Annotated in this window: 16 protein-coding genes and 1 pseudogene; all 17 read left to right on the top strand. The window is 39.7% G+C overall.

The genetic code is table 11. From position 1 onward, the window contains the following. The first annotated feature begins 19 nt into the window (after window positions 1-19). The 17 genes and pseudogenes from EP58_RS16875 (at window position 20) to EP58_RS02965 (ending at window position 13612) form a co-directional block, all read left to right on the top strand. On the top strand, window positions 20-652 hold the full coding sequence (locus EP58_RS16875) for a hypothetical protein (RefSeq protein WP_052171332.1): 633 nt from the start codon (window positions 20-22) through the stop codon (window positions 650-652). 22 nt (window positions 653-674) lie between these two features. Further along, window positions 675-1574 carry a hypothetical protein gene (locus EP58_RS03040; protein ID WP_036089895.1) on the top strand — a complete coding sequence of 300 codons (900 nt, stop codon included), beginning with the start codon at window positions 675-677 and terminating at the stop codon, window positions 1572-1574. A gap of 17 nt (window positions 1575-1591) precedes the next feature. Further along, on the top strand, window positions 1592-1879 hold the full coding sequence (locus EP58_RS03035) for a hypothetical protein (RefSeq protein WP_036089892.1): 288 nt from the start codon (window positions 1592-1594) through the stop codon (window positions 1877-1879). Between the two features lie 10 nt (window positions 1880-1889). Then, window positions 1890-2309 carry a head-tail connector protein gene (locus tag EP58_RS03030; protein WP_036089890.1) on the top strand — a complete coding sequence of 140 codons (420 nt, stop codon included), beginning with the start codon at window positions 1890-1892 and terminating at the stop codon, window positions 2307-2309. Beyond that, entirely contained in the window at window positions 2306-2629 is a 324-nt protein-coding gene (locus tag EP58_RS03025; protein ID WP_052171331.1) for a putative minor capsid protein, read from the top strand. The genes EP58_RS03030 and EP58_RS03025 overlap by 4 nt, the downstream gene beginning before the upstream one ends. Beyond that, a complete protein-coding gene (locus EP58_RS03020) occupies window positions 2626-2982 on the top strand; it encodes a minor capsid protein (RefSeq protein ID WP_052171330.1) in 357 nt (118 codons plus the stop codon). Before EP58_RS03025 ends, EP58_RS03020 begins: the two co-directional genes overlap by 4 nt. Further along, window positions 2979-3383, top strand: coding sequence for a phage tail terminator protein (locus EP58_RS03015; RefSeq protein WP_036089884.1), 405 nt, complete (start codon window positions 2979-2981; stop codon window positions 3381-3383). Before EP58_RS03020 ends, EP58_RS03015 begins: the two co-directional genes overlap by 4 nt. A gap of 2 nt (window positions 3384-3385) precedes the next feature. Beyond that, entirely contained in the window at window positions 3386-3868 is a 483-nt protein-coding gene (locus tag EP58_RS03010; protein WP_036089882.1) for a phage tail tube protein, read from the top strand. 10 nt (window positions 3869-3878) lie between these two features. Then, window positions 3879-4619, top strand: a pseudogene (locus EP58_RS03005) (fibronectin type III domain-containing protein); the annotation flags it as partial. Between the two features lie 13 nt (window positions 4620-4632). Beyond that, window positions 4633-4896 carry a hypothetical protein gene (locus tag EP58_RS03000; RefSeq protein WP_036089876.1) on the top strand — a complete coding sequence of 88 codons (264 nt, stop codon included), beginning with the start codon at window positions 4633-4635 and terminating at the stop codon, window positions 4894-4896. Window positions 4897-4907: 11 nt separating this feature from the next. Further along, the gene (locus tag EP58_RS02995) at window positions 4908-5300 is read left to right on the top strand and encodes a hypothetical protein (protein WP_036089874.1); all 393 of its coding nucleotides are present in this window, start codon (window positions 4908-4910) and stop codon (window positions 5298-5300) included. Window positions 5301-5305: 5 nt separating this feature from the next. Further along, window positions 5306-5884, top strand: coding sequence for a Gp15 family bacteriophage protein (locus EP58_RS16870; protein ID WP_052171329.1), 579 nt, complete (start codon window positions 5306-5308; stop codon window positions 5882-5884). 33 nt (window positions 5885-5917) lie between these two features. Continuing rightward, window positions 5918-8836: a phage tail protein gene (locus EP58_RS02985; RefSeq protein ID WP_036089871.1), complete on the top strand. Its 2919-nt coding sequence runs from the start codon at window positions 5918-5920 to the stop codon at window positions 8834-8836. Continuing rightward, the gene (locus tag EP58_RS02980) at window positions 8833-9570 is read left to right on the top strand and encodes a phage tail domain-containing protein (RefSeq protein ID WP_036089869.1); all 738 of its coding nucleotides are present in this window, start codon (window positions 8833-8835) and stop codon (window positions 9568-9570) included. Before EP58_RS02985 ends, EP58_RS02980 begins: the two co-directional genes overlap by 4 nt. Next, entirely contained in the window at window positions 9570-11849 is a 2280-nt protein-coding gene (locus EP58_RS16865) for a phage tail spike protein (protein ID WP_052171328.1), read from the top strand. Before EP58_RS02980 ends, EP58_RS16865 begins: the two co-directional genes overlap by 1 nt. After that, on the top strand, window positions 11846-13165 hold the full coding sequence (locus EP58_RS02970; RefSeq protein WP_036089866.1) for a BppU family phage baseplate upper protein: 1320 nt from the start codon (window positions 11846-11848) through the stop codon (window positions 13163-13165). Before EP58_RS16865 ends, EP58_RS02970 begins: the two co-directional genes overlap by 4 nt. A gap of 39 nt (window positions 13166-13204) precedes the next feature. Continuing rightward, window positions 13205-13612: a hypothetical protein gene (locus EP58_RS02965; protein WP_036089863.1), complete on the top strand. Its 408-nt coding sequence runs from the start codon at window positions 13205-13207 to the stop codon at window positions 13610-13612. The last annotated feature ends 40 nt before the right edge of the window (window positions 13613-13652 follow it).

Here is a 13652-nt window from a genome sequence, read left to right as displayed (position 1 = left end):
CCTAAAAGGAGGAATTAGGATGAATTTTTATTCTGAAAACCAAAATCAAGCCGACGTGAAAGGGGGTGACGAATTGAAAAACACAAAGATGGTTAAGTTTGATATCCAGCATTTTGCAGAACCAGCAACCGAACCGACGGAACCGAATGCAGCAGGAAATGAACCGCCAGCAGAGCCAACGACACCGCCTACACCTCCAACCGAGCCACCCGCTACATTCAGCAAAGAGGACTTTTTGAAGGATTTAGGTGTGGATAGTGAGGACGCATTACAACAGCAACTGAAAGCATACAAAGACTTCCAAGACAGCCAGAAAACAGAAGCAGACAAACAGGCGGAAGCATTGCAAGCCGCGCAGGATGAAGCGAATCGAATTAGTAGCGAATCAGCAGCGAAAGATTGGCAAATCGCAGCGCTTAAAAACGGCGTAACGGATGATTCTTTATCTGACGTGATCGCTCTTGCCGAGAAGTTGGAGGAGAAGGACCCAGCGAAGGCTGTAAAAGCGGTTCTGGAAAAATACCCATTTTTCAGCAAAGAAGCACAGCCAACTAAAAATACCGGTAATGCTGCCAGACAGCAAAACTATACAACGACACCAGGGGAAGCGATGAAGTCCGCGTTTCAAGATATTTACAACTTACCTAAATAAAAAATAGAAAGAAGGAATAAAAATGGCAGCAATTTTAAACTTTGCAACAGACTACCAACGAGCGTTACAAGAACCATTCCGCCACATGCTACAATCTGCGGAACTATGGAACTCTCCATCGAATAGTATCATTCAATGGGTTGGACAAGATACCGTTAAACTTCCGTTGTTAACAGTTAACGAAGGATTGAGAGACCGCCCACGTCGTACTATTACAGGGTTCGAAGCTAACTATTCGAATGACTGGGAAACATATCAATTGAAAAACGAAAGATACTGGCAAACGCTTATCGACCCTAGCGATGTTGACGAAACGAATTTTACCACTACTATGGCTAATGTTACTCGTGTATTTAACGAAACGCATAAGATTCCAGAGAAAGACAAATACATGTTCTCGATGTTGTTCGCGCAAAAACAAGAGTTAGATCCAACGAAAGGAATCTACGAAATGGAACTAGACGAAGCTAATATCTTACGCCAGTTCGACGACATGATGCAACTGATGGATGAACAAGCGGTACCTATGAATCGTGTTTTATATGTAACTCCTGCTGTTAATAAAATTCTAAAACGCGCGGAAGGTTTAACGCGTAATTTTGATGTTCAGTCGAACAATCAAGTTATTGATCGTCGCATCTCCCGCCTTGATGAAGTTGATATTAGACAAGTAGCGCCTGACCGCTTCAAGACGCTATATAACTTCTCGGTTGGCGTTATTGATGATCCAGCAGCGAAACAAATTCAAATGATGCTTATTCATATTCCAGTAATGTGCGCGCCAGAAAAATATACTTTCGCTGGATTTGATTCGCCATCAGCTAAAACAGCAGGTAACTGGTTGTATTACGAGCAGTTCTACAATGATGTTATTTTATTCAAACAACGTAGCAACGGCATTCAATTCGTTGTCAAACCATAATAGAGAGGAGTTTTAGCATGATTACTGTAAAGAGATTCAATAAAGTGTTAAGTATCGACGAGACAGAAAAAAGCACTTATACCGCTCTTGGTTATGATGTTGTCGAACTAGACGAGAAGAAAAAGGAATACAAAGTTGTTGAGTATGCAGCAGGCAATGACAAGATTGATAAATCTAAGTATGAAAAATTAGAGAGTCAAATTAAGGAACATAAAGAAAAATATGCAGCTTTAGAAAAAGAACATCAAGAATTGCAAGGCGGATATAAAGAACTAAAAGAAGCGTATCAAAAAATAGCGAAATGAGTTGATTAAGATGGAATTCATTGACTCGGAATATTTCCTAGCGGAGTACGTAGGCGTTGAGATTTCCGCGGAGGAATTACAACGCCTTATTCCCCGTGCTAGTCGCGATATTGACCGATTTACTAGGTATGCAATCAGCAGAACAGGCTTCGACAATTTAGTTGAATTTCAGCGCGACCGCGTAATGGAGGCTACTGCTGCACAAGTAGAATTTTTATTCCTTAACGGTGAAACGGCTTCCGTTGTCGATAGTGGGGCCGGTAGTAGTGTGCGCATTGGGAATTACAGTGAAGGAGGCGGTAGCGGTGGTAATGCTTCAAACAGTGGCAAAGTTGTTCTATTCGCAAATAACATCTATGAAATTCTGGCGCCGACTGGCCTTTTATACGCTGGGGTTCCGTCACTTGCGCGGGGATGTGATTGCTGTTGATACAACGACGGTTATTGATTCACAATGTCGAGTATAAAGAGTATATCCCGAAAAGCGCATACGGCGAAGAATGGGAGGAACCTGTTCCTGTCAATCGTGTTCGGGTGCAACCTGTCAATCGTGTTGTTAAAACGTCAAACGGTGATGATATCCAATCTAGCACACTCATTTTTATTGATCGCATCAATTCTAGTCCAGCCTTTCGGCCGAGCGAGAAATCTATTTTCATTTTCGATAACCGTGAGTATAACGTTGTTTCCGTGGATGAGGTATACGCTGGAGGGAGTAACGTGCATCACTGGGAGGTGTATTGTAATTGAGGATTAAGGTTGAAGTGCAGGTTAATGCGAAGGATATCGAAAAGGATGTCTATAAGCGCATTGAAAGGGCTCAATTTGCGCTTGATAATCAGGTTTTGAAAGACTCGAATTACTTTGCACCATGGGATACACAGGCTACGATTGATAGCAGCTTTATACATTCTAAAATTGGTGAGGGAATGCTTATATGGGCGGTACCTTACGTTCGACGGATCTATTTTAACCCGCAATTTAATTTCAGCAAAGATAAAAATCCTCATGCGGGCGGACTATGGTTCGAAGTTGCAAAGTCGCAGTTTCTAAGTGACTGGGTAAAAGTAGCCAACAATGCGGCGGCAGGGGGGAGAAGATGAGAAAAGTATTTTTTGAGGCTGTCAAAATGCATCTAGAAACGAGATTGGATTTATTTAGTGCTGTTAGAATGAGCGTCTTAGACATTGACGAGGAGGACATTGTTTTTAGATTTACGCCTTCTTCCCCAGGTGTTCGCTACATGGACAGAACAGTTACTAAAAACATTGTCTTTCAAATCCTCGTCAAGCATCAAGACAGAGTTACAGCGATGAACACAATCGAACATATAGCGGAGGCGCTAGAACTATCAGATGGTGAACTATCACCCGAGGATGGTTCTTTTTCTTTTACACAATGCGAAATATACACAGAGCCTTCCGAAGTTGATATAACGGCCAAAAAATTATTCATATGGTCCGCCATGTTTCGGGCGGAAATTCATAAAAACAAGGAGGAATAAGCATGGAACAAGCATTTTTACTACAACATAACTTTCGGTTTTGGTGGAACCCGACAACTGGGGCAAAAATAGAAGATGCCGGATGGCTATGGATTGCTAGCGGAATTGAAAATATTGATCCTGAAAATAATGAAGAAGTAGACCAAACGCCATACTACGATCTAAATGGTGGTGTCGATTCTACCGTTATCGGTTTACAACCAACGTATACATTTGAAGGACATCGGCAGTACAATGATCCAGCGCAAAATTTCATTTTCGATGAAGCTCTTTTAGATATCGAGAAAAAGCGACGTGGTGAATTTTTAGTTATATCGCCTAAAAAGAAGGGATTAAAGGGTCCTGCATCTTTAGTTAATGTTAAGCCTCCAGGCGGAGCAGCTAATTCGAAAGGTGAAGTATCTTTTGAGATACATTATTCTGGTTTACCTGAAAAACTGGATGACGTAACAGAAGAACCGACACCGCCAGTTACGCCCTCGTAAGCCCGTTAACGTTTCTGTCACAGCATTTACCGACACAGCGATAACGTTAACGTGGGACCCAATAAGTAATGCAAGTCATTACTTACTACATATAGAAGGAGAGGCGCAAGCTCGCCGTTTCAACTCTAATGTAGCAGTAGTGACGGGACTCACGCAAAAAACGTATTATTCTGTAACTGTATCTGCTGTTGATAGAACGTTAGAGGGCGAACAGAGCGACAAAATAACACAAAGAACAAGAATATCAAAAATGGCTGTTAATAGATTTTTATACGGAGAAGGATATGTAAACGGACAGACTGTAAGTGCTGCTAACGTTACAAATTGCAGGCTTTATAGAAAAGGAGAAACATCAGCAATACTTACAGGAACTGTTGTTGACGGAGTTGCAAGAATATACGTTCTTAACAATCCTAACATAATAAAAGGGGAGCAATACGATGTTAGGGCGATTGAAGGCGTTCCGAATGCTCCTGATTCTATACTAGGAATGATTACAACGATAACAGCAGAAATAGCTAAAATAACGCTTAATCCAGTTGTTGCAAGCGTAGGAACTGTATCAGGAACAACAGAAAATAACGGGCAAGTCAGAATAAGTGTTGACGGTGTTAATAAAACAACATTTACAGCTAACGCAAACGGAGAATATAGCGGAGCTGTTTCGGGAATAAATGTAGGTTCTACCGTTAAAGCGGAAGCTAAAGTAGGCTCTATTTATCCGAGCTATGTGGAACAAATAGCGACATAAGGAGGGGATTCATTTGCGATATGATGATATAGATCAAGCATTCAGTCCGATACGTGAAAATATCACAACAAAACAATTACACATGTCAGGTGACTTTAATAATAACAGCAAAATTTATTTCTCTGTCAACGATGGTCCTCGCCTGTATGCCGAAACGGACATAGGCGGATTTTTTGAATATGATTTCGATGCTTTAAAAATTGGAGATGTTGTTAATTTTTACATTAAAGACAAGTCGAATTATACAGTGTTTTTCACAGAGAAAATTAGAGAATAGGAGTGTTTTAAATGACAGCAATTATTATTGAAACAAAGACATCGTTTGAAGAGGTTGAGATTTACGGAAAAAGTTACAAGGTTGAGTTTAGTGACGCGAAGATGGAAGAGTACGATAAGGCTCATGCGAAGATGGAAAAATGGGAGAAAGAAAAATCAACTAAAGATAAAAAAGATTTCAAAAAAGATATAGCAATTGTGAAAGATATGCTCGAGATGTTTTTTGGTAAAGAGGATGCAGACGTGATTTATAACGATTCAGGACAAAGCTCTATCGTTTGTTCGCACATTGGAATGCAACTGTTCAAAGTATTTAAAGATAAAATGGAAGATTTCGAGGACAAGAAGCTAGAGGAATATCTCGGTATCGAAGAAGATACAGAACAAAAAATAGATAGTGAGTGATTGCGATGCTTTCATTAACGGCTAAAAAAAGTAATCCTGATCGCATTCTTGTCTATAACGATTCCGAGATAAAGATTAGGATTACTTTTGATAAGGTGATTAAATCAATCAAATTGCAAGGAGATACGTATTTTGATGACAACGAAAAGTTAGATATTATGTATCGAATGTTTGTCGTTGATTATAAGCAATATAAACATAGCCCTGTTGATATTTACAACATCGTCACGCTTATTTACAAGGAATTAGACGGGGATGAAGAGGCTGAAAGCGAAGAGATATTTAATTTTTTTGAAGACGCAGACCGTATTATCGCGTCTTTTTTAATGGCTTATGAAATCGATTTAGAGGAGCAAATTGGGATAATGAGCTGGGGCAGATTCATGACTCTGTTTAATAATTTGCCCGAAGAAACACCGATTATGCAAGCGATTATGTACCGCACTTGTAAAGTTCCGTCAGGCAAAGAAAACGCCGACGAACGCAAGCGCATACTGAAATTAAAGAAACATTACGAGCTTTCCAGTCAGCGTAAAAAACGGGAACAAGCGGATTTAGAACGAATGATGAAAGCATTTATCTAATTCCGTTACATACATCAAGAAAGGAGGGAAATTATGGCAGGTTCAGATGGCAGTATTCATATTGACACTGAGATAGATAAAAGCGGCATTAAGTACGACGCTAAGGACATCGAGCGCGAAATGGAAAACATGGGCAAGCGTATTTCTAAGACATCAGAACGCTACAATAATCAAATGACTAAAAACTATGAGTATTATGGAAGGTCTGTTAGACGAGTTTATCGGGGGCAATCAGAAGAAGCTAGGCGGATGCACAGTGAAATGAGAAGCGCGTATATGGAGCAACGGCAATCTTTGTATAAGTACAAAGACGAGCTGATTGGTTCCAAATATGCGTTTTTTCAATTAGGAAAAGCCGCTAAAGATTACACTGGCACATCAAAACAGTTCATGGGACAGGTTGAAGCGCAAGGTCGAGTTCATAAGAAAGTAATGGACGAAATGATAAAGAACAATGAAATGATGAAAGTTCAACTTATTCAGAGTGTCGGTCAGATGATTACAAGGACGACGCAGGCGACGCGTATTATGGAGAATTTCGACAGGATGAAGAATCCTTTATACCAAGTAAATAAAGGCGCTTTGGCGGTTGCTAGTGGCTTAAATCAGATTGCTATGCGTGGACAGCCAGCAGCATTGGCATTAAAAATGCTGGGCCCTACTGCTAACATGAAACAACTTAAAGATATGACGATGATGATTAGTCAAGGTATCATGCGAATGACAATGGTGGCGCTAGTAGCTTCGGTTACGGCCGTGAAATTTTATTCGACACTGCATAAAGGTGCGATGGAATCGAATAAGGCTTATGCAAAAGCGTTCGCAGGTATGAAGAAGAGTGTTAGGCAGGCGTTTGAGCCATTATTTCAAGTCTTCGCCGCTGTCATGATTCCCGTATTTAATTTCATCAAGAAAATTGCAGATTTAACAACTGAATTTAATAAAGCGCATCCGAAAATAGCCAAGTTTGTTGCGGCTATTATTTTGTTAGTTCCAGCACTGATGCTTATACTAGCACCTTTAGCGGCTGGAATCGGATTGTTTGCAGGATTTCAGGCGGCGTTAGGCGCGGCTTGGATGCTTATAGGACCATTGATAACAGGATTAGCCGCAATGTCGGGAACCGTTTGGCTCGTAGCGGCAGCAATTGTCGCGCTTGTATCGGGTTTTATTTATCTGAAAAAAACAGGTCAATCCCTATCGGATGTCTTGTTGAAAATGGGAATAGATTTGAATGCGATTGGCAAGTACTTCGTTAATTTATACAATCAATTTACTAAAACACAAGCATTTTCGGTTATGGTTACAATTTTCGATAACTTAATTTCTAAATTTGTTGGTTTCGGTCAAGCGATACAAAACCTATTCAAAACTGGCGACTTCACTCCGTTGCTAGAACAATTAAAAAACTTCATTCCGGCCATTCTTGGTATTTTTGTCGGCGGGATTCCTAGGCTATTGCTTGCCGGCGCTCAAATCGTGCAATCTATAGCAAAAGGAATGGGAATAACTGTTCCGGAATTAATAACAAAGACAATGAATCTAATAACGGAGATGATTACAAAATTAGCTTCTCAAATGCCTAAGATTGTTAAAATTGGCGTAGAATTTATTACTAAAATGATTCAAGGTGTCGTTTCTGCTTTACCTCAAATTTTAGCAGTGATAACAAAGTTAATTGATTTATGGCTATCAACAGTAACAACGTTACTACCTATGATAATAGAATCAGGCGTTCAAATTTTGTTAGCTTTAATTCAAGGATTTTCTACTATGTTGCCAGCGATATTAACGGCTGCTATTCAAATAATTATGGCTTTAGTTGATGGCATAGTAAGCATGTTGCCGACTCTAATCGATTCAGCTATACAGATAATAATGCTATTAGTTGCTACTTTAGTTGAGAATCTCCCTAAAATTTTAGAAGCTGGGATTCAAATTTTAATGGCTCTAATAGATGGCATAATTGAAATATTGCCAGTATTACTAGAAGCGGGATTAAAAATAATCATGACACTTTTAAACCTCATAGTAGCTAATCTACCTAAGATATTAGATGCTGGCGTAAAAATATTGATGGCTCTCATTCAAGGTGTTATTAAAATATTGCCTAAGCTAATCGCGATGGCTTTGAAATTAATAATTACCTTAGCAGCAGAATTAATTAAAAACTTGCCTAAAATTCTTAAAGCAGGCGGTCAAATATTATGGGAGCTAGTGAAAGGTATAGGAGCGTTGATATGGGAATTGCTCAAATTAGGCGGAAAATTAATTTTAGAACTCATAAAAGGTATAAATGGAAAGTTTCAAGCAGCTAAAAACGCAGCAGGTAAAATAGCAAAAGGAATCAAAGACGAGGTAGTTAAAAAATGGAACGAACTCAAAGATAAAACAAAAGAAATATTTGAAAAAGTGGTTGGTTTTATCGAGAATCCGCTAAAGGGTATTGATTTATCAGAAATAGGTAAGAATATCATTCAAGGTTTAATAAGCGGAATAGACAGTATGGCTGAAAAAGTCAAGGAAAAAGTAGGCGAAGTTGTAAGCGGAATAAAAGACAAAATAACTGGAGCTTTGAAAATAAAATCTCCATCCCGCTGGATGAGAGATAATGTTGGTAAATTCATTCCGCAAGGTATAGCTGTAGGTATCGAAGCTGATTCAGGAGTTGCAATGAAAGCTGCGGATGGTTTAGCTAGAAGTGTGATGCCAGATATGAAAGGCTTTAAAATGCCAGACATGTCAAAAATAAGAATGCCTAATTTAGCTACTGCATTTTCAGGAATGACACCAGCGCCAGCGATGGCGTCACCTAGCGCTACTACAGTAGAACAGCCTATCAGCATAACGTTTACAGGGAATATTATCGTTAGAAATGATGATGATATACCGCGCATTGCGGAAGATTTAGGTTCAAAAATAAATCGAGACAGAAGGAGGTTAGACAGATGATTGAGAGAGTGCTGAAGGTACCTAATTATTTTCAGTTTGCAGGTAAAAAGTCAACAGATTTCGGAATGAGAATTCTCATTGATCGCGTCTTTCCTGTTCCTGAGCAAGACATAGAAAGGATTGAAACGCCTGGTATTAGCGGTGATAATTTTATAGATAACGATCGTTACAAAAATATCACGATGGATTATCCTGTTAATATTATCTCGTACAACGGACTAACAATTTACGAGATATACGCTGAAATTTCGAAATGGATTCGATTTAAAAGAGGCTATAACAAGCTGATAGACACGGTTGATAATCGCTATTACCGGCTTGCAAGGTGTTTTAATATGACGGAGATTCAAAACGTAAACAACAGCTTTGGCCGAACAACAATAAGCTTTGATTGTAAGCCTTTCAAGTACTCAATAATCGGATCGCAAGTATTCGATATTAAAAAAGGCGGACGGCTAAATAATGTTGAGATATTCCCATCCAATCCCGTTATCACGATTTTTGGTAACGGGGATATTGATTTTTTCGTGAATGATTACAAGGTTGTTTTAAAAGGCATTCAAGGTGAAATCACGCTAGATACTGGCTTACAGATTGCTTATAAAGCAGGCACTTTGCTTAATAATAAAGTTAACACGTATCCCTATCCGCAATTGGCAGTCGGTGAAAACCGATTCACATGGACGGGCAATGTAACAAAAGTAGAAGTAACGCCGAATTGGAGGACGATATGATGACAGCTTCTAGGACCTTAACGCCCCGCTTATATGATGCGAACACGACGGATTTCAATAACAACGGCATAGGTGTTCTAACGGATTCGTTCGACTGGATAGTTCGTCAAGAGGCGAACGGAACGTATGAACTAGAATTTAAATATGTTAAAGATGGCATGTATTTTGATGAGATCAAGAATCAAAATATTGTCAAGGCTAAGGCTGGGTTTAGGGAGCAAGAACAGTTGTTTACGATTTATGCCGTGTCTAAACCTATGAACGGGATCGTTACTGTCAAGGCGGAACACATCAGCTATCGACTGCACTACAACCCGCTCAAGGGCAAAATCACCGTTCAAAACGGAACGGCTGGTTATATGCTCAATCAAATTTTAAGCAATACCGTGTACCCTCACAGCTTCACAGGAACAAGCACGTCAACAACACAGGCGAGTACAACCATTGAACTAGCTTCTTCTCGAGAGGCTCTAGGCGGAAAGGAAGGCTCACTTTTAGATACGTTCAAAGGTGAGTTTATTTTTGATAATTTCAACATAAGGCATTACCCACGACAAGGAGCAGGCGTTGATAAAGGTGTTCTAGTCGCATACGGAAAGAACCTTACTGACGCAACACAAGACGAGGAGATAGGCGAAACATTCACATCTATTTATCCCTTCGCGCAGGTACAGGATGCAAACGGAAACGAAACAACAATACGATTGCCGGAAGTCGTTTTAGACTCGCAATACGTCTCCAATTTCGCTCAGCCTCGAGCGTTTATGGTTGATTTAACGGGTGATAACGTTACAAACGTTGCAACACTTCGAACGGCAGCGCAAGCATATCTAGTTAATAACGATGTTGGAAAACCGTCTGTTAATCTCAATATTTCCTTTGTGGATTTATCCCGTGAGGTGGACGACGAAGAACTGGCGAGCATTCTGGCGCTAGAAACGGTCAATCTTTGGGACACCGTAACCGTTAAATTTTTGCAACTTGGTATCGACGTGAAAGCTCGTGTCATTGCAACAACATTCGATCCGTTGCTCGATAAATACATTTCGGTTGAATTGGGAGATTTTAAAGCGAATATATCGCGTCAATTCAACGATATTCAAAAAGAAGTTGAAATTATAGCCGCTGAAAAAACATTTCTACAAGCGGGGATTGATGAACTAACAAACGTTATTAACAATCCTCCGGCCGGTAATGTCGTTTTATATCCATCGATGGCGGACCCGCAAGAAATTTTGATCATGGACACGAAAGACATCAACACGGCACGTAATATCTGGCGTTGGAACGCGGGTGGATTAGGATTTTCAAAAAACGGATATGCTGGTCCTTATGAAATCGGAATAACTTACGACGGCATGATAGTTGCAGACCGTATTTTGACAGGAACACTACGAGCAATTAACATCATCGGAGTTACAATAACCGGTTCTGCCGCTTATTTAGACACGCTTTACTCTAGTTTTATGCCTCCGTTGCCGTTGCCTCAATATCGCGAAATACTAAAAATAGGCGGCGGTAGTGGTTTTATTTTAGAGGCTAAACGCGATAATTATCCACACCCAGCAATGCGCGTAAGTCTAGATACAACGGGAAATATGGGATTAGCTATTGAAAAAATAAATGAAAGTACAGGTGTTGTCGATCCCGACAAAGTAATCCGATTATCTCCGTTCGCAGGGGGAGAGTTCCCACTTGTTTATTCGGTTGACTGGTGTTCTATAGGGGCGGGACCAGGTGGTAAAACAGCCAGCATTTTATATACATCGTGGGATACGCCAACTTTGATTTATGCGGATCACGTTTGTAAGTCGGTGATTCAAATGTCTAGTATTGGAATTAAACAAGACGTTGAAAAATTTATAGAATCAAGAATTGCCGAAAAATACAGCGGTAAAGATATGATTAAAACCGTTGAAGTATTCAGCTATCGTCTAAAACAAGATGTCGAATCTGCTTTTAACGAGAACGAAGATAATGAGGGTGCCTATGTTAGTTTTGATAAACGGCTAGGCTTCATTGCCGAATTGCTACCGCCTGAACTGAGAGCTGATGATATTATGGGAATGGATCATCAAAAAGCTATAATGTGGCTATGGCAAGGTGCGCGTGAAAATATCGAGGAAGTAGAGGAGCTAAGAAAAGAACTTTCAAACACAAACGAAACGCTAGAAACAGCTTTAGAAATTATAAGCGACTTAAAAGAACAAAACGAAGCGTTAAATAAAAGAGTTACAGATATTGAACAATTCATAGAAAGGAGGTTGCTAAGACGGTGAGTTTAAAACAATATCAATTTAGTTTAGATTTAGTTTCTGATAGTATAAGGCCTCTAATATTAGCCCGCGCAACTGAAAATAACGCCGTTACAACAATCGTTCAATTCACAAACAACGGCGCTGGAATACCAGATTTCGGTGATTATCGACCGATTTTTGAATGTCGATTACCAGGAGGATATTTTGTTCGCGATGACGGTTCTACGTACAATAACATGGATATAATTAATCCAGATAAAGGGATTATAAAATACACGATGGCAAAGGAAGTATTCGCACGTCAAGGTGAACTTAATCTTTGTTATTTTGTATTAGAAAAAGGTGGGTCAATTGGTTTTCAAATATTAGAAGAACTAGACTTAAGTGCAGATGTACGTGTTACAACACCGAATTTCACTATTTTAGTTCAGGAGGACGCTACACAAGGTAATATCGAGCAAAAGGATTTTATAAGCGATATTGCTGGCTTGAATAACTTTATTCGAGAATCTACCGCCGAGGCGATGGAATCGTTAAACACAGCTATCGCTCAATTAAATGAATCTACGGACACGGCGAACGAATTAATATCACTTATTAACTCTAATGATATTGTTCCGCGTTCGGAAACAACTAATTGGCAAAAGGCTAAATTAACTGCTGACACTGGAGCTGCTAAAGCTCCTCCGGATGTAACTACTCTAGCAGAAATCGTAGAACAGGGTAGTTTTTACATTAATTCAACAGCAGCAGCTAAAATAACTGATGCTCCTTTAACGGGAGGAGCTTCTCTAAGATTAGAAAATCACAAACTAATAACTGGAACAGGAATAGAACAACATGCGAGATATTTTAGCACTACTAACGCTGCTACAAATAGACATTTTTACAGGTACGTAGGCGCAACATCTTCTACAGCCTGGCGAGAATATGAAAATACGGTTGGATCACAAACAAAGGCAGATGCGGCTAAAACAGCTTCTATTGCATATGTAGATGCTAAATTTTTAGATTCTGGATGGCTCGACTTGCCGTTGAAAACTAATTATTCTGCTGGAACTGCGAAGCCTCAGTATAGAAAAATAGGAAATCGTGTTATATTACGAGGTTTAGTTAATCGTGTAGCAGGAACAACGGCAGGAGCTTTTTCAACATTGCCTGTAGGATTTCGATCAAGCACAACATATGTAAATGGTTACAAAGTGGCTCAGCAGTCAGGAGCTATAGGATCAAGCGCAACTGTTTACGCAAAGCCAAGTGGAGATTTAGAGGTACTAGCTATTGCAGTAGATGCTAGCGGATTCTGGTTAGACGGAATAGAGTTTATGATTGATTAGCAACTATGTTGTACAAAATAATGGGGTGAGGTGATCCCGATGGATCAACATGTGAAAATTACAAATGAAGAATGGGCAAAAATAAAACAAGTTGCTGAAACGGGTAAGTCTTTAGCGGGAGAAAACAAGAAACGATTAGACAAGCACAACGAAAGGCTAGACGCGATAGAAGATTGGAAAATAGCATTGCCTATAGACATCGAAGAAGCGGTAAGAAATGGTCTTGCTCCTTTGCTAGATAAGGTAATGACATACGAAAAGAAATTCATGGAAATAGAAATAACGAAAGAACGCGAACGCGCCGATAGAGCAGAGCAATTGGTAATAGAAGAAAAGGGACGAAAGCAATTTATAAGACGTACGATTATCGCTTCGGCTATTACATCAGTAGTAGGAGGAGGACTAGGTATTATAATCACTGCATTTATGGCCAACTTACTAAATTAAAGGAGGTGATAAAGATGTCACTTATTGGAAGCGGTTTATG

The sequence above is a fragment of the Paenilisteria newyorkensis genome, assembly GCF_000766145.1.
Taxonomy (GTDB): domain Bacteria; phylum Bacillota; class Bacilli; order Lactobacillales; family Listeriaceae; genus Listeria_A; species Listeria_A newyorkensis.
The sequence above is the reverse complement of the archived record's forward strand: the minus strand, read 5'-3'. Positions and strand labels throughout refer to the sequence as shown.